Here is a 25,584-nt window from a genome sequence, read left to right as displayed (position 1 = left end):
TACGATCTTGTAAGAAATAAATAATTGCTTGGTGTTAACCTCCGAAACCAGCCACATAACCCGCAATATCGTAAGCTTTCATTACAACGAATCCTCCGATAAAGGCCATACCCAGTCCTATGAATCCTGCGGTACGAGCTTGTGAATTTCCACCTTGTGCAGCAGAAAGTTTAAGTCCTGCAAAGATAATGCAGGCAATAATCCAGAATGCACCGATTGCCATGATAAATCCCGTCATCTTTGTTAAATCTTTAAAGACTCCAGAATCTTTACTATCTATGTTTGATGTCGTAACTCCTGCTTTTTCCCAAGCTTTCTTAGATTCATCAGCACCTGTCGCCAAACTTGTAGTTGGTTGTGCCATCACCAGAATCATCATAGCGGTTAGAGCTAAAAACAGACTTTTCAAGCTAAATTTGCGTTTTTCCATCTTTGTCACCCCCTTTCAAGCCAAAAAAAAAGCCCCCGAAACGAAGGTATTAGATAAGGTTCTAATACCGTTCATCTCGGGGGCGTCCCGTTGGCTAAATTTTTGATATCCTCAGTATATAAGATGATCGAGGTAATATCAACCATTTTTTTAAAAAATAGTTAAAAACAAAAAAGCATCAACTACGGTGAAGTAGTTCATGCTTTTTAGTCATGTTGTTATTGATAGATCACTTCAATTCCAAAAATGCTTAGAAATGGTTCATTAAGATCGTTTAGTTCTTTTATGGTTTGATCTCCTAGATCAAGATCATGTTGACTAACCATGTGATGATGTAATCTCTTTACTAACTCTTCACGGTTTGATCCAAAATATATACATTCACCTTTTTCTATATCCGTTGCTTCATAGAAATATATCATCGCTTGTTTGCTCCTCCTAAAATAATCGTTTTACGATTGGGCGCTTTTTCAACAAAAGACAATCGTCGATTCCCTTCGCTTCATCCACGTTCCAAAGGACGATACTACAAGTTAATTGAAGTGCCTTTAACTCTTTTGCACATTCGAATAAGTGTTTTTTCACATAAGGGTTACGTGCGGCATCCCCGTCTAGCGCTAGGTTGACATGCTCCACACCCATTTCTTTTAAGGTTGGAAGCATAATGCGCCATGAATTTGCACCAGGAACACTTAAAAACGTATCGCCTAATTCGTTTAGTTCTTCAGGTGTATATAATGTACCTAACAAATCTGACGAAATATCACCTTTAGTGGGCCCTTCGGTCACCCAAATCCTTTTCGTTTGCAGAGGGGTACCTGTATGCCATGTTTTTAAGCGCTCACTCGGAACAGAAATGTGTACAGGGGTTGGTTCTCCTGCTCCTGTCCCTTTATTCTTATTGGCAGAAGAAAGCCAATAATACCTCATGCCTTTGACCAGTGTAATCATGCCAAGAGAGACTTTTCCATTAATGGACATGACTTTTCCTTGTCCTAGCGTCAGTTCATACTCACCAATGATTTTCCCTTCATACGATACTTCGACTTTATTAGGTTGTTGAATAACCTTTGCGCTTAGTCCCTGTTGGTAAGCGTCTACTTTCACTTCATTAGGTGGTTGATCGATACGGTACTGACAGCCGACAATCTCATTTTTATGATTACGGAACGGAATGAGGATTCCTTTTCTCCCATTTAGGGTGAAATACGATCCACGCTCTGTTTGTTGTTCGTAAAAACCTGGGACACCTGTGAAATCTTCCATGTACAAGCTATCTCCTATTTCTTTTACGACATTCCATGGCTTTTCTGGAAAGCTTTTATATCCTCTTACGGCTATTTGCTCATCCGTTAATTGACGACTATCCGATGTTAAATGTTGATAATGACCTTCTTCTAGTGGTAATGCATGCAACAACGTTCGATAGACCTTGTTTAATTCGGCATCCGCTGCTTTCTTTTCACTTTGATACGATGGCCCATCATATTGAATTTTCGGTTTACGCTTATCCCCATTTAAGTAATGGAGATAAGAGGGTAAAGCCGAATTTTTACTAAAGATCGTCTCACTCTCGACCCGAATACACGCCACACGGTCGCCATCTTCATGAATCATGCAGCCACCATGATGGTTACAGATCGGGCAATTTTGGCGCATAAATTCAAACCAGCCTGTTAATTTCGTTTTTCGTAATGTTCTCATGTTTTCTACACCCTTTCAATTTACGTTCTCTTCTCTTGTGCTAAATACACCGATCAAAGCGATTCTTATCCAGTGGAGGCATGACGGTTACTACCTTAAATACATGTTGAGGTAGCCGTGCGACTACAATGACCATCGGATGACCATCTAAATCACTTCCAGCGATGACATATTTAAGCGTTTTGAATGTTTGATCGTATTGAACTTCCACGACGTTTCCATTGTAAATAACCCCTATAATGTCTCCTTTGACGTACCCACGATCGAGCAATCGTTTTTTTACATGGTGACCGATCACAAAATAACCGTTTCCACCCATTAACACCTTTTTAATCTCCTGTAAAATCTTCATTTCTTCCCTCACATCCTTTGATCAAAATAAAAAAAAGCGCTCTAAGGACGACAGATAGTCACACCTATGGTGTGAAGACGTCGATCCAAAGACCGCTTTTTTGATAAGAAACCGCTAACCAAAAATGGTTGCAAATAATAAGTACAAAAATAGATAGCTTTATCTTAGCATGGTCCTTCCTCTTAATCAACGTTTTTTAAACAATCTTTTCCATTTCCCTAACAATGAATATTTAGAACAGTGTTTCGTTAAATCTGCTGATCCCAATACGTGCGCGGCTAATTGCATGTACGGTTTTTCCAGCTTTTCAAAGACCGAATGATTGGCGAGGATCGGTGCATTTTCATACTGATTTTTTGCCCATTCTTGATACAAGGGTGGAAGTGCAGCCAGCAGTGGCAGTTCCAAATCCTCAGATAATGCCTCTTGTTGGCTAAAGGGCTCTACTTTATTGAAGATGAGGTAGCTAGGTAGATTGTATTCTTTGACCATTTGATCAATATATTGCTTCCATCCTTTAATTTGTAAATACGAATCATCCACTATAATCCATAATTCATCTAACTGTCCTAGAAGAGGACGATATATCTCTCCGATTTCGCCCGTTGGTAAATCAATCAGCACGAAGTCAAAGACACGCGTACTATTCACGTAGTGATAAAGGGCATCGGTGTTCCACTCTAACTCATGATCTCCTTCATCTAGTGGAATCCACTGTACGCCTTTGTAGATATAGTTGATGCTTGTGGCTGGAATGCTAGGATCAAATATAGCACGAGCAAAACTATTCCAGCCGTCAGGGATTGATTTATAGCGCTCCAATAGCTGTTTCAGATAATAGGCTTTGCTAGGCGCTTCTAAAACGCCTACTTGTGAGCGTTCATTCGCTAGAAACATCGCAAACGTCGCGATAAAAGAGGTGACTCCGATACGATGTAAAGGTGACCATACTCCAATCACTTTGTTTTCATCCCACGTTGCTTTTGTGAAGGCCTCTTTGCGAATTTCACTGGTTCGTTTAATTAACGTGTTAAGCTGATGATCTTGTGGCTTCTCTTCGGCTGTGTGAGTAAGAACCTCATTGTTTTGCAAGTCTCCCCTTTCATCTGTTGAAGAAGTTGGCTCGACAGAAGGACTCGTTCGGTTTTTTACAGCAGAGTTGAAACGAATGACTCTCTGTTCTTTTGGCACTTCATTCACGAGTGTCTGTGCTTCTTCTTCTTTTCGTTCTTCTGTAGGATCTACTTCTATTGATTGATCATCATCTGTTTTCATCTTTTCTTCCGTTTGTAATGGTTCATCGGCATTGTCCTTCTTCTCTACTGCTTCTATTTTTTCATGATTGGGTTCGGTTGTTTCAGTCGGTTCAATCGTTCTCATGACTTTACTTGAATCATGCTCAGAAATTTGTGCAGGAGGACTAGGTTCAAGTATTTCTTCTTCCTCTCCTTCATAAGGTGTGGATGCCGCTTCTTCCGTATAGATATAGGTTTTTACCGCAGCCAGTGTCGAATGAAAAACAACTTGATTCCTACTTTGTATATCTAATGTTTCACCTATAATGATGAGTGTTCCATGAACATCCACTTTATTTAAATCAAGCGACTTGGCAATATGGCTTGAAATGATGAAATAGCGAGGGTTTTTTTCTTCTAGTAATACTAAATAAGATTTTGGAGATCCAATTTCACATTTGTATAACGGGTGAAATGCAGACACAAGCTCCTCTTCTTGTTTGGGATCATTAAGCCAAATCAGCATATAGTCCATCAAGACTTACCTCCATAACATTTCTTCAAGGTACGTATCGAGTTTACGAATCATTTTTTTCGTTAGCGGATTGACGCGGTTTTCAATAGCGCCTAAGTAGTTTTCACTTACACCTATTGCATTTGCGAGCTCATATTGTCTTAAGTTATATCGTTTTCGTAATACCATGAGACGTTCAACATCATCATCAATTGTAATGTCACGAAATCTGATGTTTTGCTCTTGCATCATTTTTTCATCCTTTCTTCACAAAAAAACCGCTAATAGACCTCTTCTAAAAGAGGCTTATTAGCGGTTTTCGCTTTTATTTTCTATTTAATTCGTCGATTATTTGTTTATTATACCACGGATTTTTTTAAAAAATCCATATACGGAAAAATATCTTGCCTAATTGATATCTTGATCAAAGAAGGAGGTGCTACAAGTTTGTATTTATTGTTGAAATGATAGCTTACTATTATCAACTTGCCTTTCGGACATCTTTTGTACTAAAAGTTAATTACAACTCATAAAACACTGTTAAAAATTGTTCAAAAGTATCTGCTACCTTTTCGACTTTTTGGCTTTCAAGATCAAAGAGGATTATCGATGGACTATCTAATAATGGATCATAGTAAAAGCAAACATAATTTCCAAATTGATCAATCATAAACGGATAAGCATCTGCAGGTAATTGTTTTAATACAGCATCATATGTATGCCAAATATTTTCTAAATGATTTTTATTGAAGGATAAAAGAGCTTTTGCAATACGTTCTTTTGTTTGATCTGTATCAAATGTATTAGGTCTTGGACGCCCATAGTTGTAATTCGCTACAACTTCAATATAACTTTTTGGAAATTGGATGCTATTTTTTTCTTCAAATTCTTTCAGTAATTTCATGTTTTCTAATGGTTTGGCTAAAACCCACATCATTATGATTACCTCCTAGTTTAACGACTATCATTACCCCCACCCCAAATACTACGACCACCAGTATGACCAGTTTGAGCATGTATAGTTGAATCAACTAGTTGGAGAGTTCCCGCTTCCTCTGAGTGATGCCATACATAGCCTTCAGGTGTATCACCAGCTTCAATTTGCTCGATTTGCTCATCTGTAAATTGCCCTCTGATTCCGAGGTCATTTTCAATGGCATTTTTCAATTGACTATTTGCCCCCTTAAATTGTTTCGCGTCAGTTTCCTCATATTGTGATTCATCTAATTTTGCATCAAATAATGAGTCGAACTTAGGAAACACTCCTTCTATACGTGTTCCATCAGGTAATGCAACTTCTTTTTTTTCAAACTCAATACCTGTTATGGGATGTCGATCTCCTTCTAAAGATTCATTCCTACAAATAACATACCTCGTTTCACTTGAATCCGCTTGTATTTTAACTTCTTCAATATTTGAAGTAGGTAAATCATTCTGAGTTTCTACTTTAGGTACTTCTTTAATGACTTCAGTGTTTGCCTTAATAACTTCTACAAATGAACTGCCAATTATCGACATTAAATAATCACACCTCCCTGTTTATGCTCAAACCATTGCAAGTAATATTCTCTAAATGACGGATTTAACTTGCAATAATAAATCATTAAACATTCTTGAATGTGCTCTTTGAACTCATGATGACCAATATAAGTTGCGATTGCTTTGTTAAATTTATAATCAAAATCTTCAAATGTGTAACTTGTACTTGCAAATGCAATAATTTCTTCGGCAGAGATATAACTATTAAAAACCTCTCCTAACATTGCTTCATTACCCTTTTTTAATACACTCAATTGTGAGAAATTATTCGCTACTTCTTCTAATAATTGCATTTTCAACATTGTATTTAGCTTTGAATTTTCATTCAATGCCTCTATTAAAAGTTTTGAATTGTATTTTTTAGATAATAACGATGTTAATACAAATGAAGCCACTTCTCTACGCTCTCTTAATTGAGCTTTTATATCAGATGAGTAACTATAAGGCTTTGGGGATTTAAATTCATGAACATTACATAAAACTGAATCTAACCAGTTATTTTGGTATACTACCGAAACACCTGTTTGCAACTTTGCAATTTCATTTAACTGTTGTTCATTTAAGCCTGCAGCTCCTCCCACTAAAATACGATCAGTAGCATCTGGGAGACGTAGTATTATCTTCGTATTTGTATTACGAATAGCTGATGAATCTAAAAGGCTTGGAGATTGATCTACAATAATAAATCCTTCTCCATACGTACGCATTTCTGCAATACTATTCGTAATCATTTCTACCGATTTACCTTGCAAATTAGCACTTTCATTTGATTGTACATCCAATGTTCTTCGTAACAGATGATGTGCCTCTTCTAAGACTGTGACATGCTTCAATGGTACATTCATTGCTTCAGCAAAAGCCATTCGATGCTCTTGTAATCGCATAAAAATAATACCCATTACAAGTGATTTTGTTTCAGCAGAGCCAATTAAACTTAAATCAATAACACAATTTTCATCAAATAGCAGTCTATTATCTACTTCATCTCCTACAAATACATTACTTAATAAGCCCGTAGTTAAAGATTTTACACGTGTTACTAAAGCCCCAATGTAATTACTCTTTACTTCCTCAGAGTAACCTGATTTTTCAATTACCCTTGGAAGGACTTCAACCAATTGCTTCATAGTAGGATAATGTGCAACTCTATTAAAGTTCATCGAGGTTTCAAGTTGCCATCCACAACTGCGATACACTTCTTCAACTGCTTCTTTTAACACGGCAGGCATAGCAGCATACATCGGCCAACAAGCATTAAAAATTTCAATTAATCTTTCAATATGCTCTAATACATGAATTTTTTCAGGAAAATAGAATGGATTAATTTTTAGTAGCTTCGTATGCCTAATGTTAGTACCAAATACATTTACATTTTGATAACCACCAAATACATTTTTGTATTCGCCTTTTGCTGGTTCAATTACAAGGAATTTAATATTTACTTTCATTAATTCATCTAACATTCTATAAATTGTATTAGATTTTCCCGAACCTGTTGATCCGGTTACAAAGGTATGCATAGCTAGGCTATTAATATCAAGTTGAACAGGTGATTGTTCAGTTTCCCCCATATGATATATATATCCAAGATCCATTACGTGCATCTGTTTTTGTTCTGATAAGAGTGAAACACCTCGACCGAACTCAGCCATTTCTACAACAGGTAAACCTTTTATCGATTTTCTTGGTAAGCTACAGGCAATGGTAAGTTCATGCGTATTAACAAGTGTACTACCTGTCACTAAATCTAAACCAGCTTGATTAATGTGAAACTTTGGATGCTGTAATTGTTTTAAGGATTCACGAACAGGTAAGTTATTGATATGCTCAGAATTCCATACGTTTATTGCAGAACCCTCAATTGATGATTCTGTTCCTCTAATGATTGCTTGGTAATTTGTAGCAGCTACAGTAGCCGTTTGTTCATCATCTGCTAGGAAGTATGCAGCATAATGCCATAATCCTAAATCAGAAGCACTATTTAAGCGATCTAAATGTAAATCGATTTTTTCTAATAATTCAGTAATTCTCTTATCTTCGATATGAACTTGAAAGCTTTGGCTAGATCCCTCTGTCGTTGTAGAACTATTTGTAACGTTTTGTGCCGTTGTTTTGGAAGTGCCTGTTGTCTTAGTAGTACCCCCTGTATCTGAAAAGGTTTTAGAATGGTTTAAACCAAACGTTTCACTTTTATTATTTCCTGCATTACCACCAATACCTAATGGTGTAAATGACGCTCCTTTTGAAGAACCTTTAGTACTCGAATTATTTGTACCATCAGTCTGAGACTTTGTATAGCTTTGCGTTAAACCAATGCTATCATTTATTGAATCGGTAACTCCTTCACTAATTCCCTCAGCTAATGCGAGACTTTCGTTTTTGCCAGCAGTATACTCTACTTTTTGAAATTTTGATAAAGTGGAATACATATTTTCATACCCTTGCTTAATTTCAGAAACTTGATCTACTGAGACTGCATCAGCTATTAAAATTGCGGAAAACTTTTCACCATACATCGCATTGATTAACTTTTCAAGCCCCTGTACAAACGTTGTTTTTTCAGTATCTTTCATAGCAGGTATTCCCGATACACTTACAACTGTTCTTCTTAAACGTTCTTTATTTCCAGAAATAACATTATTTATGAGACTTGTATAATTACTATTTTTTAGTTTATTCAACTTTGTACCAGGAAAATTTCCTTTCATGCTTTTCTGCATGATTTCTTGTGCAATAGACACCTGACTTGAACGTGTACCTAAATAAAAATTCACTTCGCTACCATTACTATCAATAATTACAATTAATGAATTATTTAAATTTCCTAGAGCATTATATACATTTACTAATTTCTCATTAATATCTTCATTTTTATCATAGACAATTTTTTCTATTTGGAAGAGTCGAATATAGCGCCCTACATTCGACTCATTATAAATCATATCTTTTGCTACACTAACTATTTTATGATTACTCAATTCGTGTAAGTAAGATTTCCCCATGAACTTAGTGGCATTATTTAAAGCAGGTTCTACTTGCTGTTCAAGCGTCATTAAATTGTTCATTACATTTTTTCCTCCAAATTAATCGAACTCTACTATTCCACCAATGTCATTTTTAGTTCTATTTGCACTTTCATCAAATTTATTTTTAATATTATCGAATGACTCAGTAAATAATTGACGATTAGTTCTAACTTGTTCAAAATTCTCTTTTAAAAGCTCTAACTCTTTTTGGAGCGCTTCTTTCTGTGAACGTTCATGCTCTAACTCTGAAATTGTTTGATTCAATAATTTACTCTCAAGTTCAAACTTTTTAAGATCCTCATGACGAACAAATTCACCATCAGCCAGTTTACATATAAAACCAACCAATTTCTGCGATGGTTGCTTACCTATTGCTCTAAGTTCATCAAGATATTCAAAAAATTTATTTGCTGTGTATTTTAATTGTTCGAATTGATCATTTTGATAACTACGGCCATTAGAATAACGGCCCCCACTGCTACTGTTCCCCACAGGAGGGCTGATTTCTTTTTTCCACTGTCCGCCAGTTTAATGTAAGTTTTTTGAGCAGTTGGACGAGAAGCATGGTGTGTGACTGTGGCTAATTGTTTTGCTGGATTTGCGTATACTTTTTTTCCTACCTCTAGTATGTGTAAGAAACGCTCCTTTGAAAAATTCATTCGTAAATCCACTTGTAAATCCACAAAATAATCTTCATCCCAAGATTCTTTAGAGGATGTATGCAATATTTTCCCGTCATGATGTTGCCATATATCAATCCCGTTTACTTGGATTTTTTGAAGACTCTCTTTGACCGTTTCGTTAGAGTCTGTAGGATCACCAGTTAAATAGGCCTTTAATAAATTTTGTAATCGGACTATGTTCTTTTCTGTAATTGCTTGATCTAATTTACTCATAATTTTATAACTTCCCTTTCTTTGAGTTCTAAAATATTATTTAGTTTTTCCATAAATTGATCTAACCATTTTTGTTTCTCTCGATTTTCTTCTAATTGTTCTTCTAGTTGTTCACGCTGATTTGCTAGTCTACTAATTTCATCAACTCGTTCTTTTAAAATTCCCTCTAAACGATCAATTTCAGCAATAAAGAATTGTTGTAATCGTTTTAACTCTGCCTGCGTAAATTTAATTGCATTATGGATATTATTTGTTACTTGTTCTTCAATTGGTAATAAAAATTCTTCAGATAAATTTTTCATACTCACATATTCGACATTTTCATAAACATTGCGCTCTACATATTTCGGTCTCCAGAACGTATACCACTTTTTTTCTGGGTTAAGTACAGTTTTCGTACCAACAACTACTTCCTCTTTGTAACTGAAGCGCCCCATTAAGTCATCAACGTCTACACTATCGGCTGTTAATGCCTTATCCCAACTATTTAATTTAATTTTATTTGATTCAAATCTCGTGATTCCTTGAATATATGTACGATACTCATTCACATAGCGTTCAGCAGTTGAATGTAGAACATTGCTGATTGTTTTTTCTAAATCCGTCACTAAATCATCTTGCAACATCAAGACTTCTTTTTGTGCTTTAGCTAAAAGAATTTCAGCTTCGTATTTTTTTATTTTGTCATTGCTTCGAAGCTTTTTACTAATATCAGACAATAGTTTAAACACCTTTTTATTTGTAGGTGCAAAAAATTCATCAGCTTTTAACTCCACATTTTGAATTTTCGTTTTAAACTCTTGCGCTTTACTACCACTATTTAATTCTTTTTTTATTGTTTTCATAATACGTGCAATTTCTTCACGTTGTTCTGAGTCTTCTAGAATAGCTTGTTTAAGTTTGTTATTCATATCTTCTTGTTCAACAATGCGTTGGAATGTATTAACGGCGTTCGTAATTTTAGATGTAACAGCATACTTCTCTAAATATTCATTAACAGACGCTTCAATACTTGTAATTCCTGAATAATGAACAACCATATCATCTTTATCATTTGATCTCAAAATTTGATTCTCAATACTATTTTTCAAGGACGGGCTTAGTGGTGCATATTGATTTAAATGCATCGTTGGTTCTTCGAGGAATAGATCTTTCGCAAAGTAATCTCCATTTTCAGATCGAGTTAAATTTAAACCGTTCTTTTTCTTACGAATTACTTTCGCAATTTGAGCCGAAACTGGATATATGTTTGGGTTTTCAATACCTTGTTGTTCTAAGTATTCTTTTACACCAATCATAGCGCCACTAATGCTTTCTCCTTTTTCTGGATCAAACTCATCAGATTTATTCATTGCAAAAATAAATCTGTCCTTAGATTGCTTACCACCAACCGCCATTGCATCTGCTACTGTTCGCAGTAATGCCAGATCATCATCTGTCCGTAACTGCGTAGCATTTAATACATATAGCACCATTGGTTTGTCATCACTTTTAATAACTGATAATGTATGTTGCCTATGTGATCCGTCCATTGAGTTATTTGGCCCTGGTGTATCTACTAATATCAAATTCATTTTTCCAGATTTTACAGAAGGAATATTTCCTTCAATTTCTATTAATTGAATTGCAGGGTCATCATTAAATAGAGTGAAATCTTCGACTGTTGCATTTGTAATAGTTTTTAGTATCTTACCATTTTCGCTATAAGCCACTGCTGAATAATTTTCTATATTAGGATTATTTTTTATACGCGAAACTTTTGCCGTACATGCCTCATTTTTAGATGGCATTAGTTCTTGACCTAGAATGGCATTTATTAATGTCGACTTACCTGAACTCATCGTTGCGATAACAGCAATTTCAAATTCACTATTTAAGGCTTTTTGAAAATTCAATTCAATTTTTTCATCTTTCAATTGTTCAAATGGACCTTCTTTCATCATTTGAACAAGCGCTTCTAGTTGTGTAAATTTGTCATTAACTTCTTCAACTGGGATATGCTCTAATTCAATATTTGGATAAAAGACTTTCACTTGCCGTATATCTTCAAAATCCGGCAGTGTACCGATAAACTCCATTATAAATGTATCATCATTTAACTCATCTACTAGCATCGGGAATAGTCTCTCTACCCAAACTTGTAGTCGATCATGCTTAAAAGCACCCAATTTAGTTGTTTCCATTAAGTTTTCGTTATTAAACCAAAGCTGTGTTTCAACTTTATAGGGATTATATTTCATTAAAATATTCATTTTTTCACCTCAAAGTATATTCAATATCTCAGGAATTCCTGAACGTATCCATAAAAGGTCTTCAAAACTTGCTGCTTTTGTTTTAGAGGAACTTCTGTTAGTAACATTTAAGTTATATTCTGAAAGTTTTTTATCTAACAGCATTATTAATCGCTGATAATCCCTAGATTCTTTTCTAGTAATCTCTATATTATTAGTTACCTTCATGGCTAGTAACCCAGCTAATGAGGAAACAAAGTAAATCTTCGGCACTTTAAAGCCATTTTGAGTTAAATATTTCTCCACACTTTTGGATATAAGTGTAAGATTTTCCTCCTGCGTATCATCAATTACATCTGACTTATTAACAACAAACAATACCTTTTTTTCACCACAATTTTCTTTGATAAAATGTAACAATCGTTGATCATCTTCTGTCCCTAGCTGACTAGCATTCAAAATGTAGAAAACCTTTTTATAGTTACTTTTTTGAATTGCTCTTTCCATTGCTACTTCATGATTTTTATCCATCGAATTATTTGGTCCCGGTGTATCTATCACACAAAAATGTGTTCCCTGATTTGTGTTTATTGGACCTTCAATTATAACTTCTTTTATCTTTTCATCTTTATTCCACTTATCTAGATGAGAAGTATCTAACTTTTTTCTAAGCGATGGTTTTTTAGCATTATTTTTTAAATATAGAAAACTTTTCATATCAGGGTTAGCAAAATATGAAATAACTTTTGAGGTGCATGCCTCATTTTTAGATGGAAAAATTTCAAGACCTATTAGACTATTTAAAAAAGTCGACTTTCCAGCGCTCATTGTACCCACGACTAAATAACTATAAACATTAGCTTTATTCAGAATATTAGGTTTCCATTTAACTAAATCTTCTTCAGGCATTTAATCACATCCTAATTAAAATTCACCAATACTATTGTATCAAATTTCCCAATTAATAGTTCTAAAGACGCAAAAAAAATCCTAAAACACCCTTCTTTTTTCATAACCCAAGAATATTCTCTTTAATCTTTCAACAGTTACTTTTGGTTTTTTGCAATGAATATTTCTTGAATATTTCCAAAAACCATAAATCACTATTTATCCCACTATCATTTATGGTGAAAGTACCTACATAGTTATCTGGACAGTTTTTCAAAGCCCCCAAGTTACCCACCAGATCTTTTGTATGCAAAAAGTGGGAAAGTACGTCCTTAATGACCCTAATGTTGTCGGGAAAAACCTAAACAATCAATTGTTTCTTCCGAAAGACGTGGCCTTGAAGAAAGCAGATGTATTAGCTAGAAACTTGAAGCGCTTATAAGCTTCAAGTTTCTAGCTATTCATTTGAACATGTAGAAAGTGTTGATACCCTTGAAACACTCTTTTATAAGGAATACTTAGAAGCAGCTTCAGGACGATTCTACTTGCCTATTCTCATTTCAAACGTTGAAAACAATTATAGCCGAGCGATCTTTCATCAATTTTTTGAAGAGCATGAAGGAGACTTATTATATATTGATGTAGGGAATGAAGCGGTTGCGATACCAGAAGGAAACCCTATAAAGGAAACATGGAGTAAAGAAGAAAAAGAGACATATGACAAAAGCAGTTATACAGGTCAATTAGTTTGTGGATTGAAAATTGGCCAAAAAGTCATCTGTGAACCCATTGCATCCGTTTATCCGAATATCTTGGAGGACAACGATGAAATTGCCCCTTCTCAACTGTCTTGTTCCGCTTTACTAGCGTCTGAACCACAGCGCTTAATCACCAATCGATATGCAGCCATGTGCGTAAGTACGGTTTTGAATGAGGTTTTGCTTACAGGCAAACTTTCCACTCACAAAATGGTATTCCATGCGTTACGTGGTCATATGCGAAGTGAAGGGATTTACTTATGACCAAAAAAGAGGTTACATGCTCATGGCACGTAACCTCTTTTCTATTTGTCTTTTATCATCTTTATTCTGTTACGCTTACGGCATTACTAGTTAGCAAATAGAAATCCTCAATGATGGCAATGTCCACCATAAAGTGCTCCTGCCCAAGATTCAAACGTTGTGACAGCTGGTATAAAACATGTTCGACGATCTTCATTCGTTCATTGTCATGGATGGTGCTCTTTAAATAGAGACGGATATTTACCGCACTGTCTGCATCAATGATACGACGGTTAATGATCATGAGTTCCCCAACCTTACTGACGAGTGCTTCAATCGCAGACCATGTGTGTAAGCTCCATATTTCCATTTCAGCGCTTTTTTGATCGGGCGCAAAGTATTTCTGTGGATCAACAAAATAAAAGTCATCTAGGCGATGTAACGCCCCTCTTACGATCTCTTGTTCTTCCATCACTTCGACTTGTCTCTCAAACATTTCATCTCGAAACGCTTGCTCCGCTCCTAAGCAGACAATTTCCCAATAGGCTTGATTGATGATGGGACGAATGTCCTCAAATTCCTGAATCGCCCATGACAAAATACGTTGAGAAAGAGTCGTTTTCATTTGTTCATCAAATTCCCCGCCAAGCGCTCGTTTGATAAACCCTGGAATCTGTTCTTTAATCGTCCCGCTTGGTTGTTGGAACCATTCATTTGGCATCACGGTTTCCTCATGGTGAAGAATTTCAGTGGCAATAAAATAGCCATTAAAGAATTGGGAATCAAAGGCTTCAAGGAATCGTTCTACAAATCGATTACGATCATGTTCCGATGTAATAAGATCCCAGAACTTTGCGATATAAAAGCCCTTGTATTGATCTAACTGTTGGCGAAAGCTCTCATCATGACGATAAAGGGCTTCTAAACGGTTCGTCGTATGGGTAAATGCATCAAATTTTTGTTTCATTATTTCGTCTCCTCTTTTTCAACGAATGCTGGACTTGGTTCGTCCATATCAAATGTCCAATACCTATCCTCTTTTCGGATAGTGGTGACATTGTAAATTTCTTTTCGATCCTCTGTGATTTGCTTGCGGTAGAAGTAAGCTTCATTCCCGGTATCATCGAACTCTAAATCGGTTAATACATAGCTCTCAACGATCTGTTTAGCTTTCTTTCGTTCCTTCACGATGGTATGAAAGATTTTCTTCGAATTGGCTTCGTTGGAGAAAATAAACTCTTTTCGATCCTTTGAGCCGTAATTTTGGTAGAACTTTAGCATGTCTTTATCCGATATGGTTCCGTTATAGAAATTTTGGAGGTATTCTCCTACAAAGTATTGAAAGTCCATGGCATTCGTATAATGATCCGCTGGAACAATTTTATAGGCCTTCGGATCTTTGGTTTGTACTTCATCCGTTGCCGCTTCTTTGTTTACCTCATCCATTGGGCGCTTACGCACTTCATAAAACGCTTCAATGGCTTTGTCCTCATTCATGTCACTTTTTTTCTCACTGGATTGTTTTCTAGCCGCCACTTTTTCAGCTTTATTCGCTTCCTGTGAAACCGCATCTCCCCCGCAGCCTGCAAGGAAAATCGAAAATGCGAGAATACTCATCACTTTTCCTTTCATTTGTCTCCCCCCTTTCTCACGCTCTTAATTTTTTTCGGTCATGCACAGATAAGAAGCGAAATAAATAAAAACTGTCCATTACGGTTAATTGATTAATATGTTCGCCGAATAACTGAACGACATTAAAAATTTTTATTTCTCTTTGACCAGGTACAATTGACACGTCTCCGATATGATAACGAAGAATATGAGTCAGCATAGGTAGCTTCTCTTTTTGAATAGAGGTTTTAAGGTGAAGGGACTCATACTTCCTTACGCCAAATAAATTAAGCGATAAAATAATAGCTTGGAAGGTCATATTTTTGGGATTCATCCGATTACTAAAGATTTTAAAGCCGCCTTGATACCAACTAGCATAGATTGCTTCCATATCATTGCTTGTAATCTTTACTTGTCCACGTTTCGCGCTCATTTTTGTACTTTCACCTAAGTCATACTCACTTATATAAGTTTCTAAATAAGACAACACATTGCACTTCATCTCAACACTTAGAGTTAGTTCTCCATCCATTCCTCTTTCTATTTCTCCCTCTGCAAGTAAACAAGCTAAAATGAGGTCCCGCAGGCGTTCTTTTTTGATTTCCATTCGATACTGCACGGGCAAATCATCCTTTCTCAGTGTGATAAACGGCAAAAAGACCCCAACAAACTAAGCAAGATATCTTGCCAGCTCATTGGGGTCTTCCCATTTTGGTTTAAATTCAATTACTGTTAGTATACTATAAACTAGTTAATTTCACCATATTATTTCTTTACTTCATCCCTAAAAGCTAGTCATGTGTCTGCATACTATACAGATATAAGCACTCAACGGAATAAGTATAATATCCATGTGGATCAACATCAAAAAACAACTTTTAAGCCACTGTTGTAATGATCGGTTGGTCCTTTGTGATAATTATTGTATGTTCATATTGGGCACAAAGACTATTATTAGGCGTATATAAGGTCCATCCGTCCAAACCTTCAATGGTATATTCTGCTCCAGTTGATAAAAAAGGTTCAATGGTAATTACCATACCTTCTTTTAACACACGTTTATCATGCTTATCGTAAATAGGAAGAATACTTTCAGGCGTTTCGTGTAGAGCCCTTCCAATACCATGACTACATAGGTTCGAAATGACCTTATAACCACCTTTTCGCGCTTCATTTTGAATAATTCTTCCGACTTCGTTCAATTTCACTCCGTGTTTGAGTGAAGAAATAACCTTCATCATAGTGGCATGTGTATATTCACAAAGACGCGTTACAGAAGGAGTATACAAAGGGATCTGAAAAGACTGACCCGAATCGGCAAAGTAACCATTTAACTCTGCAGAGACATCAATATTTATTAAGTCACCTTCTTTAATCTTGCGATTTCCTGGTAATCCGTGAGCAACTTCATTGTTAATACTAATACATGTGTTTCCAGGAAAATTATACGTTATTTTCGGTGCAGAAGTGGCACCGTGATTTCTTAAAAACCTTCCCCCGATTTCATCCAATTCCCTAGTCGTCATTCCAACACGTATCTTCTTTTTCATTTCATTGATGGTTAAAGCAACGATCCTACCAATTTCCTTTAACCCTTCAATATCTTCCTTACCTCCAACTGTCATATATGATTCCTCCAATTTTCTTTATATTGTGATTTCGTTAGAGATAACCATTGCACAGCCTAACATAAACATTGAAGTTCCTATATCATTCGCATTTCTATTTTACGGATTCCTTTCGCCTTCTTTGTTTCTCCAAGGAACTTCCATACACCTTTATTTATTTGTTCAAATTTCAGTACCGCTTGCTCTTTGCGAAACAGTGTTCCGTTATAAAAACCACCCATAGCAAGGATACTGGATGATTCACCATCAACAAATTGACCAAATAACGCAAAAGTTCCATCTTCTAATTCCACAGTGTACCTTTCAACATAGCTCATACACACACCTCTAACCCTTATACTATTTATTCATTTCAATTCTTACGTATACTTTCTTCTCTTTTCAATATTGACCTACACAAACACGAACTCATGTTCTTATTTTCCTTATTGTACCAAATTGCAAATATTTTTCAATACCCTCTCATGTAAAAAAGAACGATTCATTTTCAACTTACGAACTAACCCCGGTCCTTTATCGCTCCCTGAGATGGGGAGTATTTTCGGTCAAGGTTAGAAAATCAGTGGGAATTTCCCACTTTTACTTGTACATTTTATTTACAATTTAGAAGACACCCTTCACAATTTAGAAAGAGAAAATAAAGAATTGTTCTGAAATACAGTAAGTAAACGTTGTATAATACACATACAACGGACCAATAATGAGTAGTATTTCTCGAATGATTTAGTGGTCATTTCGCACGTTAAAGGGAGGTTATAAAACATGGAGTTCTCTTCATTATTAGTAAGAGAGGTTATTGATCGAATATCAAAGTTACGTCTCTTAACTGTATACCAGGAGACTTTGAAAAGTGATTTGGAAAGCATTATCCTTCCTCTGTATGAACAACATTACGAAAACAAAGACGTACAGGAATCCTTACGTGCACTGAAAAAGGATTTCTTACGTCGAACAAAAAGAAGATGGTTAGATAATGCCGTTCGGGATTTTCAAAGGAAAGATCCTAAAAAGAATAGAGAACTAATAGGCGAATATAAAGCATTGCTGCCGTATTACGAGACAAATGGAGAAGAATTGTTTCGTAATCAATTTAAAGAAGACGTCTCTTCACCAGAGGAATTGATTAATAGCCGCATAAAGGTTTTAGAAGCATGGTGTGAAGACGATTCAAAGCTAATTACAGATTATGCTTATATTACGCAAAAGACGAAAAAGCAAAGGGAAAAAGCCATTTCGACTGACATTTCAATCATCATTGGTTTAACTTTGCTTGATCCGTCATTCCAAAACAATCAGCATCAAAACATTATTGAAAGCCCCTTTTCGACAGTAGAAAATCCGTTTTTCTCAAATTCAAGGGCTAAATTAATCGTTGAACAACCATTACTCAAAAAAGAAGGAAAAGAATACTTTTCAAGCTTGTACAACTCAGAAGATGGGACAGATTATGAATTGCTTATAGAAAAAGAATATGCAGAAGAAACAGGTAACAAAGTAAGTGATTTGGATCGCTTCGATTACAAAGTCTTTTTAGAAATTATGAGTAAGCGAGACGAACTGTTTGCTACTCAAAAAGTGATCCATATTAAAATTGGGGATTTAGTTAAATCTCTATACGATACAGATAGCCAGCGCAATTATAAGAGTATTGAAGAACGTATAACCAAAATGAAACACTACAGTATGACTAAAATACAAGAAGATAAAAAGCTTGCCTATGGGATTTTTGACTTTGTAGACATTACAACAATGCCTAACGGAACAAGAATTGCAGAGATTCACGTGAATGAAGTCATTTATCGTGATTACATCCAGCGTCAGACTGTCCGAATTTATAAGAACAAAGTAGAAAAATTAAGCTTAGATGCTGCCTATCACTTATTATTCATTATGCAAAAGGAAAGATTGATCTGCTACGAAACGAACTCTTCCTACACAGTAGCTCGTGACTATCTTTACTTTTCAACAAAGGTACGCTTTAGAAAACGCCGTAAAAACGAAAATTTAATTGAGATTGAGAAAGCTTTAGATGAACTAGTCGAACAAAAATTAGCGGTACAATCCTATAAAAGAAATGGCCAAGTTTTTCAAATCTCCTTTATTCCAGTTGGAGAAAGCGAAGTTCAAGACTTGTTGTCTGGTGATTATGAATATGCGCCATTATCGTTTTATCAAACTGTACAAGGCAGCCTTGTATAGCTAAATGCACATAATATAGGGCCTTATCCTATTCAAAGTTGCGTTAATCCTTATCTATGTCACGAGGATAGCGCAACTTTTTTTGTCCTTCTTTCATAAAGTAGAGACATTTGTGACAAGAACTTAATTTTTTGTACCAAATCTCCGTGCAAAAGTGTCACTTTCAGCCTAAATCCCTCTCTACGAACATTTGGAACACTTTTTAGCTACTTAAACCCCTCAATTGTGAACATCATGTGACAAAAAGTATGATTTTCCACTATTTTTGTGCAGGTTTTCCGTGCAAAAGTGTTTTTTGCTCCATTTCTCCGTGCAAAAGTGTCACTTTTAATATAAATCCCCTCTTTTTGCTGTTTTTAGACAAAATCACAGCTATTTTTCGCTTTTAATTGTGAATTTTTTTAGTAGAAAACCGCCTTTTTTTCACCTTTTTGTACCGTTTCTCCGTGCAAAAGTGTCACTTTTGTGTGGTTTTCCACACTTTTGCGCTTTTTTGTACCATTTTTTCCGTGCAAAAGTGTCACTTTGCTATAAAAAAAGTTTGATATTTTTCCTTTATATTACATTAAAGGTCAATTAAGGTTCAGATTTCTATTCTAAAAGCCTAATACATCAACGTTTTGGCCTAATAAATCTATTTTTTGTACCAAATCTCCGTGCAAAAGTGTCATCCTAATTGTGTCCGACTTAACCCCTTGGTACGTAAGGGTTCGTGAAAAAATTGCTCCATTTCTCCGTGCAAAAGTGTCATTTTACAGATGGCTATACTGTACCTATACTGTAAAAGAAGAAATGTACGGAAAGGAGGAGCATTGCATCATGAATAGCTTAGTTTTAAAAAGACATACACTAATTGCTAACAAACTATTAGTCGCACTAAGTGGCGTGAGCAGATTGACTAAACGAGACAATACATATTATTACGAGCAGCATGCTATGGGGATCGCTAAGAATTTTTTAAACATTAAGTGGACAAAATCCTTAATCAAACAAGTTCTTGCTTACATGGCTAAATGCGACAGCCAGGGCCGAATTACGTTAATGTCCGAAGAAGAACTAGCAGCTACAATTGATTGCTCCGTTCGAACAGTACAAAATAACAATAAAACCCTAGAAGAACACGATATTATCCAATGGGATCGCTTATGGGGAGAATACATACAAGTTTCATTTATTGAATACCTAGAAAACTGTTTAGACTTACATAAAAAGAACCAAGAGGAACTACCAATGGATGCAACAGCTTCTATTGAATCCGTTTTGGACAAGTACACATCTAAAAGCGGGTACACTTCTGTGTCAGATGAAGTTATTTATGAGCTGCTTAAAGTAGAGAACATTAATATGCTTCGTATTGCTCTTCGTGCTTTATATGCTTATGAATCCGAAGTAAACGTTAAACAAGATACAGAGGCATTGTTATCTTATACAGAGGTAAAGTATGTACTTCCCTCTTACATAGGTTATAAAGCAGCGATTAAAAACATGGTGAACAAATTGCAATCTATTTTCCATGTGAGTGTGCTGGAGAAAGACGATTGTGTAAAAGCATTATTTGAAGAAAAACAACCAAGAAAATCCGTCCTTGAAAAGATTAAAGATGGATTCATTCTTAGCTTTAACTTGGTTGGGCCATTTAATAGTAAACGCCAGAAAGAGCTAGAAAAAGTACAAGCCGAGCGCTTATTTGGAGAGTTCAAATCATTCTTTAAGCAATTCGGCCAGTTCTCCATTAAACAAACGGATATTCATGCATTAGCTCATGAATTCGGTGCTGATCTGCTTGAACGTACCATTCGTTCTTCTACTGAATTCTTAAAAGAATCTTTTTTACATGAAGATCCTTCTTCATTCAGAAAGCTTGTCCATGAAATGGAGTCTAACTTATTTATGTATATGAAAAAAATTGCCAATGGGTATTACCAGGCAAAAATTAACGCTTTATAATACCCTTTTTTGTTATGCCTTTTTTTATTTAAACCTCTTTTATGCTTTGTAATTTTAATCTTTCTATTTGTTTAATCATCTAGGTTAACTTAATAAATACAATAAATGATAATGAAAATCAATTTCACGAAAAAAATCAAATATAGAGAGAAAAAAATAAAATTTTTATTGTAAGTAATCAAAAATTATATAAATAAATAGAATACTTTTAAAAAAAAGCTAGTGGATAACTATAATTATTCCTGTTGAAAAACTAACTAAATTAATCAACAAAAATACGTGTGAATGTTGGTACATAAGGCTTTTTTAATGAATTCATTTTTACAATATCTTTAATGACGTTAATATCTTTTTAATTCCTTTATAATATCTATAAATGATATTTAAAACGCACAACGTAATAAATAGGATCAATGTATGTATTAGTATATGTACACAAAAAAATATTAGAAGAAATAGAGAACTATAATATAACCGTGCTAATAAAGCGATCATTAAACATTGACTATAAAGAATTACAAAGAGCTATAGACATGACCGAATAAAAAAGTGTTCGATACTCACCTTAAATTGTTCCAATTGATTTAATGAAACACAAAAATAAGCCAGAGAGTTATATCTCTGACTTGAATAAGTTTTCTTTTACCAAGTAGTTTATTTTATCTGGCCCTACCCTTTACTATGCTAAACCTGTGACGTTTCTAGATAGAGTTTTTCACTGTCTTGGAGAATACCCTACTTTAAAGGTTCCCCCCCAGCTCGGATGGATTGGAATAGAACTTAGCTTTTGATGGTTTAATACTACTAATAAATAGTGTGAAAGACACTAAAAACATTATAGATGCTCCTGAAACTACAGCAAATCGTATAGATATAAGTTCAGAAGAAATTCCAAAGATTGCAGTAGCAATAATAATGAGAAAAGCCTCAATAAACCCATAAATACTTACAACTCTACCCATTATATCAACAGGTATATTGTTTTGATAGAAAGTATAAAAACCAGTGTTAGAATATGCAGTAGCAAATGATGAGACAAAAAAGCCTATAGATGCTATAAAAAAAGTATTAGATGATGTAAAGACCATATAACCTATTGCAGTTGTTAAAGACCCTGAACCAATAAGCCATGAGGTAGGAATTTTTTTAATCATGAATGTATTGGATAAAGATCCTGTTAATACTCCTGCTCCAGCGATACTGACTAAGATGCCATATTCACCTTCAGATAAAGAAAGTGTCTTAGTTGCGAAAGCAGCTTCCAATGAATCTGTAGCTGTCATCATGACAATCATCGTACTAAACAAAAGATAAATCATCATGATATAGAGGTATTTGTGGCTAAATCTAATGACTAGCTTCCAATCGTCTTTTAATACTTGAAAAGATAATTTTGGTGTCTCTGATATATTTTCTACTCGTGCATCGTTTTCAACATTAGGCATTCGTAATGTAACTAATGCAGAGCAGAACAGAGCTATAGCGTTAATATAAATAGCCATATTAGGTGTACCAATTGTAAACATTAGTCCTGCTATGGCTGGACCAGTTAAAAAAGCCCCAGAATCAAGTAAGCTACGCAAAGAATTAAAACGTTTTCTTTGTCCTATTGGTATTAACTTTGTTATATAAGTTACTGATGTCGAGTGATACATAGTGCTGGCTATTGTAATAAGAAAAACCATAGTATATATGAACCCTAAAGAAGAAAAGAAGGGTAATAATGCAATTAGTAAAGCTTGAAGAATATCTAAAATTATCATGAGAACCTTTTTATTTAAACGATCTATGAGGCTCCCTGACCATATGTTAGTAAAAGACTTTGATAGCGCTCTAACGATATATAAACCGGTAACAGCAATAGCGGAACCTGTTATGTTAAGAACGATGAGATTTAACGCAATAAAATAAACCCAACTTCCAATACTTGAAACACCAATGCTAAATAATAAGATAGATGGATACCGCCAAGTTTCCAATGTTTTTTTGAATATCAATGGAATTCCTCCTAAAAGATAATGAGATAGAGTTCAATATTTAAAACAAAAAAAATCCCACCCCCAAGACTAATGTGTCTTGGGGACGAGATTATAGATCGCGGTACCACCCCAGTTTGTTAATATGTCACCATATTAACCTTATCAGGTACAAAAAAAGATTATACCCTAGCTCTTTAACGGGAGCACCCGTCACACTATCCCCATAGTCGGTTCCAATGTGCTGCTCGGAGTCTTGGTTCAATAACAAAATTCTCCCCCTTTTTCAGCTACCAGGGTTCTCTGTTTAGAATTTACATTACCTACTCTTCTCTTCATCGCGTTTAATTTCATACATATTAGCATTATTGGATATATCTTGTAAATACATTTTTTCACCTTATAATTCTTAAATGCATTTTAAAAATGATCTAAGACCATAGAGACTAACGCATATAACATTCCGAATATAGGGAAGATAATCCACCAGGGCCATTTATAATACTTTTCTCCAGATTCTTTTATGATAATTTTTTCTTGCAAGGACTTGTCCCCTTTAATTAATTCATCTAACGAAATCTTGTATAAATCACTTAATTTAATCAAATTATCCAAATCAGGATAACAATTTCCGTTCTCCCATTTAGAAATGGATTGTCTAGAGATATTTAAGACTTTTGCTACATCTTCTTGAGAAAAATGATGTTCCTCTCTTTTTGCTTTCAAATTATAAGATAAATCCATGAATCAGCCCACCTAATAAGTTTTATAGTCTAAATATATTTGAAATACTGCGAATTAACGAGCATACGTTGGTTTCCAAGGACGCAACCATCAGTTGCACTTCAGAAAATATAAGTGTAATACTAGTTATAGCCTTAAAATCACAGATTATGATTAGCGTCTACAGACGATGAAAAAGTATGTTACTTATTCAAATATTCAAACGTGACTATAAACTATCACATCATATTATTGCTATGTTCAGGAGACAATAAGGGAGAAATATCAGTTGAATACAAATGAAAAAACACTCTTAGAGGATTGCTCTAAAAGCGTTCTTTTCATTCGTATAAAAAGCACTTAGTCTGTAGTAGTTACATATGTGTGTAGAAAGCTAGTCCAGCTGCTACGACGATTCCTAAACATAATAACCCATTAACAGCTTTATCAACCTTAGTCACGTTTTCCTTTTTCATTGGAAGAAACATATTGATCACCCCAGAATATTGTCTTTTGGGGTATTATAACATATATTGCATTTTTTGTTACTATTTATTCGAATATTTTTTTAATTCGTCTTCATAATGTTCTTCTACGTATTCCTCTACGAACAGATCGCGTTTCGTTATATCTTCTTCTTTTCGAAAGATCCCCACTTTTACATAGCGCTCATTTTGAGGTTTTTCTAACCAAAGGCGAAGTGCCTTCTGTCGTAACTTGCTTTCAACTCTTCTAGCTACAGCTCGATCATTAATTCTCTTTTCTCTAGCTATAATTTCTTGCTCTTTTGTTGGAGCTACTTCTTCTATTCCAGTTAATAAGTTTTGATTTGCTACTTCAATTGTTTTAAGCTGCTGGATCATCGATGTCAATTGCTCTTGATGAGGCTCCATTGCGCTTTTAATGATTTGTGGAATCTCCTCTTTAAGTAATAAGGATTCTTCTTGCACAATTTCTTTAGCCATTTCCGTAAATAACATTTTGACAGCATCAATATCTACAATTTCATTTGAGGCCATATTTTCGAGTTCTTCTATAGGAAACGGTCTCAGATCAAATCGTTCTGCTAATTGGTCTTGTATCACACGCATAGGCAGCCCTTCTTCACGTCCCCTACGTATGAAATTGCCAATTTGAAGGTCTAAATCGTCATATACCTTCTCACCAGTTGCGTCCCTCATAATATAATGGATCTTTTTAGCTTCTAATTGCTTAAACCAATTATCTGTTGTGGTAAAGTGTTTCCCTAATTGCTTAGAGAACTCGGAGATTTTCCAAAAATTATTACCTTCCAAAGGTACCCCTCCTCTTATTTGTGGTAAATTATCGATATATATGTAAACTACAGTCTACTATTAATTCTAATTACTATTATCTTATATGTTATAGATGGATTGCAATTACTTCATATGTATTAGTTTGATTTATTTTTTGATGGAGCGGATATGCGTTATCTTTTTCTTAATTGTATATCAGTAATATATTATTGTTAATCTATCAGCTATCTATTTTTGATTATGACTAAAATAACGTTATCACTAGTTTAGTTTTGAGTAATTGTTTGTAATTTATAGGTGGTATAGGCGTTATCAGTGGATTAGCGTTTTGTAGATTATTTCACTTTATCGCTAAGTTAACATTACCGCTAGTTTAGTTTCGTTCTACTCAATATAAATTCAATATA

At 34.9% G+C, this 25,584-nt stretch carries 23 protein-coding genes and 1 other annotated feature; of the genes, 3 read left to right on the top strand and 20 right to left on the bottom strand.

All coding sequences use genetic code 11. From position 1 onward, the window contains the following. Positions 1-34 precede the first annotated feature (34 nt). The 12 genes from AMD01_RS05030 to AMD01_RS04970 all read right to left on the bottom strand — a co-directional run bounded on the left by AMD01_RS05030 (position 35) and on the right by AMD01_RS04970 (position 12,836). Positions 35-430: a hypothetical protein gene (locus AMD01_RS05030; protein WP_053400323.1), complete on the bottom strand. Its 396-nt coding sequence runs from the start codon at positions 428-430 to the stop codon at positions 35-37. A 438-nt stretch (positions 431-868) separates the two neighbouring features. Next, a complete protein-coding gene (locus tag AMD01_RS05020) occupies positions 869-2,134 on the bottom strand; it encodes a hypothetical protein (RefSeq protein ID WP_053400321.1) in 1,266 nt (421 codons plus the stop codon). 40 nt (positions 2,135-2,174) lie between these two features. Next, positions 2,175-2,486, bottom strand: a complete 312-nt coding sequence (locus AMD01_RS05015; protein ID WP_053400320.1) for a DUF4258 domain-containing protein — start codon at positions 2,484-2,486, stop codon at positions 2,175-2,177. Positions 2,487-2,672: 186 nt separating this feature from the next. Then, positions 2,673-4,256, bottom strand: coding sequence for a CpaE/TadZ family protein (locus tag AMD01_RS05010; protein WP_053400319.1), 1,584 nt, complete (start codon positions 4,254-4,256; stop codon positions 2,673-2,675). 6 nt (positions 4,257-4,262) lie between these two features. Further along, positions 4,263-4,487, bottom strand: a complete 225-nt coding sequence (locus tag AMD01_RS05005) for a helix-turn-helix domain-containing protein (protein WP_083446425.1) — start codon at positions 4,485-4,487, stop codon at positions 4,263-4,265. Between the two features lie 268 nt (positions 4,488-4,755). Beyond that, entirely contained in the window at positions 4,756-5,172 is a 417-nt protein-coding gene (locus AMD01_RS05000; protein ID WP_053400317.1) for an SMI1/KNR4 family protein, read from the bottom strand. Positions 5,173-5,189: 17 nt separating this feature from the next. Beyond that, positions 5,190-5,753, bottom strand: a complete 564-nt coding sequence (locus AMD01_RS04995; protein ID WP_053400316.1) for an HNH endonuclease — start codon at positions 5,751-5,753, stop codon at positions 5,190-5,192. After that, complete coding sequence (locus tag AMD01_RS04990) at positions 5,753-8,839, bottom strand: ATP-binding protein (RefSeq protein ID WP_053400315.1); 3,087 nt, start codon at positions 8,837-8,839, stop codon at positions 5,753-5,755. Before AMD01_RS04990 ends, AMD01_RS04995 begins: the two co-directional genes overlap by 1 nt. 18 nt (positions 8,840-8,857) lie before the next feature. Further along, complete coding sequence (locus AMD01_RS04985) at positions 8,858-9,148, bottom strand: hypothetical protein (RefSeq protein WP_053400314.1); 291 nt, start codon at positions 9,146-9,148, stop codon at positions 8,858-8,860. Between the two features lie 71 nt (positions 9,149-9,219). Continuing rightward, a complete protein-coding gene (locus AMD01_RS04980; RefSeq protein ID WP_053400313.1) occupies positions 9,220-9,696 on the bottom strand; it encodes a hypothetical protein in 477 nt (158 codons plus the stop codon). Next, positions 9,693-11,948, bottom strand: coding sequence for a dynamin family protein (locus tag AMD01_RS04975; protein WP_053400312.1), 2,256 nt, complete (start codon positions 11,946-11,948; stop codon positions 9,693-9,695). Before AMD01_RS04975 ends, AMD01_RS04980 begins: the two co-directional genes overlap by 4 nt. A 9-nt stretch (positions 11,949-11,957) precedes the next feature. Next, the gene (locus AMD01_RS04970; RefSeq protein ID WP_053400311.1) at positions 11,958-12,836 is read right to left on the bottom strand and encodes a dynamin family protein; all 879 of its coding nucleotides are present in this window, start codon (positions 12,834-12,836) and stop codon (positions 11,958-11,960) included. A 524-nt stretch (positions 12,837-13,360) separates the two neighbouring features. Here AMD01_RS04970 and AMD01_RS04965 point away from each other — a divergent pair. After that, positions 13,361-13,837: a hypothetical protein gene (locus tag AMD01_RS04965; RefSeq protein ID WP_053400310.1), complete on the top strand. Its 477-nt coding sequence runs from the start codon at positions 13,361-13,363 to the stop codon at positions 13,835-13,837. 61 nt (positions 13,838-13,898) lie between these two features. Here the strand turns inward: AMD01_RS04965 and AMD01_RS04960 are convergent, their stop codons facing one another. The 5 genes from AMD01_RS04960 to AMD01_RS04940 all read right to left on the bottom strand — a co-directional run bounded on the left by AMD01_RS04960 (position 13,899) and on the right by AMD01_RS04940 (position 17,372). Next, complete coding sequence (locus AMD01_RS04960) at positions 13,899-14,783, bottom strand: hypothetical protein (RefSeq protein ID WP_053400309.1); 885 nt, start codon at positions 14,781-14,783, stop codon at positions 13,899-13,901. After that, on the bottom strand, positions 14,783-15,448 hold the full coding sequence (locus AMD01_RS04955; protein WP_053400308.1) for a hypothetical protein: 666 nt from the start codon (positions 15,446-15,448) through the stop codon (positions 14,783-14,785). Before AMD01_RS04955 ends, AMD01_RS04960 begins: the two co-directional genes overlap by 1 nt. Positions 15,449-15,464: 16 nt before the next feature. Then, positions 15,465-16,034, bottom strand: a complete 570-nt coding sequence (locus AMD01_RS04950) for a hypothetical protein (protein WP_157052621.1) — start codon at positions 16,032-16,034, stop codon at positions 15,465-15,467. Positions 16,035-16,305: 271 nt separating this feature from the next. Then, positions 16,306-17,052 carry a type I methionyl aminopeptidase gene (gene map / locus AMD01_RS04945; protein WP_053400306.1) on the bottom strand — a complete coding sequence of 249 codons (747 nt, stop codon included), beginning with the start codon at positions 17,050-17,052 and terminating at the stop codon, positions 16,306-16,308. An 80-nt stretch (positions 17,053-17,132) separates the two neighbouring features. Beyond that, complete coding sequence (locus AMD01_RS04940) at positions 17,133-17,372, bottom strand: hypothetical protein (protein ID WP_053400305.1); 240 nt, start codon at positions 17,370-17,372, stop codon at positions 17,133-17,135. 445 nt (positions 17,373-17,817) lie between these two features. Between AMD01_RS04940 and AMD01_RS04935 the strand changes: the two genes are divergently transcribed. After that, entirely contained in the window at positions 17,818-19,254 is a 1,437-nt protein-coding gene (locus tag AMD01_RS04935; RefSeq protein ID WP_053400304.1) for a hypothetical protein, read from the top strand. A gap of 819 nt (positions 19,255-20,073) precedes the next feature. Beyond that, a complete protein-coding gene (locus tag AMD01_RS04930) occupies positions 20,074-21,201 on the top strand; it encodes a hypothetical protein (protein ID WP_053400303.1) in 1,128 nt (375 codons plus the stop codon). A 740-nt stretch (positions 21,202-21,941) separates the two neighbouring features. Here AMD01_RS04930 and AMD01_RS04925 read toward each other — a convergent pair. The 3 genes from AMD01_RS04925 to AMD01_RS04915 form a co-directional block, all read right to left on the bottom strand. After that, complete coding sequence (locus AMD01_RS04925) at positions 21,942-23,198, bottom strand: MFS transporter (RefSeq protein WP_053400302.1); 1,257 nt, start codon at positions 23,196-23,198, stop codon at positions 21,942-21,944. Positions 23,199-23,276: 78 nt separating this feature from the next. Continuing rightward, positions 23,277-23,525, bottom strand: a binding site (T-box leader). Between the two features lie 72 nt (positions 23,526-23,597). Beyond that, a complete protein-coding gene (locus AMD01_RS04920; RefSeq protein WP_053400301.1) occupies positions 23,598-23,921 on the bottom strand; it encodes a helix-turn-helix domain-containing protein in 324 nt (107 codons plus the stop codon). 527 nt (positions 23,922-24,448) lie between these two features. Further along, the gene (locus AMD01_RS04915; protein WP_053400300.1) at positions 24,449-25,195 is read right to left on the bottom strand and encodes a MerR family transcriptional regulator; all 747 of its coding nucleotides are present in this window, start codon (positions 25,193-25,195) and stop codon (positions 24,449-24,451) included. Positions 25,196-25,584 lie beyond the last annotated feature (389 nt).

Origin of the sequence: Priestia koreensis, assembly GCF_001274935.1 — a bacterium.
In the GTDB taxonomy this organism is placed as follows: Bacteria; Bacillota; Bacilli; order Bacillales; family Bacillaceae_H; genus Bacillus_AG; species Bacillus_AG koreensis.
The sequence above is the reverse complement of the archived record's forward strand: the minus strand, read 5'-3'. Positions and strand labels throughout refer to the sequence as shown.

Excerpts from the sequence above, each read along its gene's own strand:
- AMD01_RS05015 (WP_053400320.1), bottom strand. The coding sequence starts at position 2,486 with ATGAAGATTTTACAGGAGATTAAAAAGGTGTTAATGGGTGGAAACGGT.
- AMD01_RS05000 (WP_053400317.1), bottom strand. The coding sequence starts at position 5,172 with ATGATGTGGGTTTTAGCCAAACCATTAGAAAACATGAAATTACTGAAA.
- AMD01_RS04935 (WP_053400304.1), top strand. The coding sequence starts at position 17,818 with ATGGAGTTCTCTTCATTATTAGTAAGAGAGGTTATTGATCGAATATCA.
- AMD01_RS04995 (WP_053400316.1), bottom strand. The coding sequence starts at position 5,753 with ATGTCGATAATTGGCAGTTCATTTGTAGAAGTTATTAAGGCAAACACT.
- AMD01_RS04950 (WP_157052621.1), bottom strand. The coding sequence starts at position 16,034 with ATGGAAATCAAAAAAGAACGCCTGCGGGACCTCATTTTAGCTTGTTTA.
- AMD01_RS05010 (WP_053400319.1), bottom strand. The coding sequence starts at position 4,256 with ATGGACTATATGCTGATTTGGCTTAATGATCCCAAACAAGAAGAGGAG.
- AMD01_RS04980 (WP_053400313.1), bottom strand. The coding sequence starts at position 9,696 with ATGAGTAAATTAGATCAAGCAATTACAGAAAAGAACATAGTCCGATTA.
- AMD01_RS04990 (WP_053400315.1), bottom strand. The coding sequence starts at position 8,839 with ATGAACAATTTAATGACGCTTGAACAGCAAGTAGAACCTGCTTTAAAT.
- AMD01_RS04975 (WP_053400312.1), bottom strand. The coding sequence starts at position 11,948 with ATGAATATTTTAATGAAATATAATCCCTATAAAGTTGAAACACAGCTT.
- AMD01_RS04970 (WP_053400311.1), bottom strand. The coding sequence starts at position 12,836 with ATGCCTGAAGAAGATTTAGTTAAATGGAAACCTAATATTCTGAATAAA.
- AMD01_RS04955 (WP_053400308.1), bottom strand. The coding sequence starts at position 15,448 with ATGAAAGGAAAAGTGATGAGTATTCTCGCATTTTCGATTTTCCTTGCA.
- AMD01_RS04920 (WP_053400301.1), bottom strand. The coding sequence starts at position 23,921 with ATGGATTTATCTTATAATTTGAAAGCAAAAAGAGAGGAACATCATTTT.
- AMD01_RS04960 (WP_053400309.1), bottom strand. The coding sequence starts at position 14,783 with ATGAAACAAAAATTTGATGCATTTACCCATACGACGAACCGTTTAGAA.
- AMD01_RS05030 (WP_053400323.1), bottom strand. The coding sequence starts at position 430 with ATGGAAAAACGCAAATTTAGCTTGAAAAGTCTGTTTTTAGCTCTAACC.
- AMD01_RS04940 (WP_053400305.1), bottom strand. The coding sequence starts at position 17,372 with ATGAGCTATGTTGAAAGGTACACTGTGGAATTAGAAGATGGAACTTTT.
- AMD01_RS05020 (WP_053400321.1), bottom strand. The coding sequence starts at position 2,134 with ATGAGAACATTACGAAAAACGAAATTAACAGGCTGGTTTGAATTTATG.
- AMD01_RS04930 (WP_053400303.1), top strand. The coding sequence starts at position 20,074 with ATGAATAGCTTAGTTTTAAAAAGACATACACTAATTGCTAACAAACTA.
- map (WP_053400306.1), bottom strand. The coding sequence starts at position 17,052 with ATGACAGTTGGAGGTAAGGAAGATATTGAAGGGTTAAAGGAAATTGGT.
- AMD01_RS05005 (WP_083446425.1), bottom strand. The coding sequence starts at position 4,487 with ATGATGCAAGAGCAAAACATCAGATTTCGTGACATTACAATTGATGAT.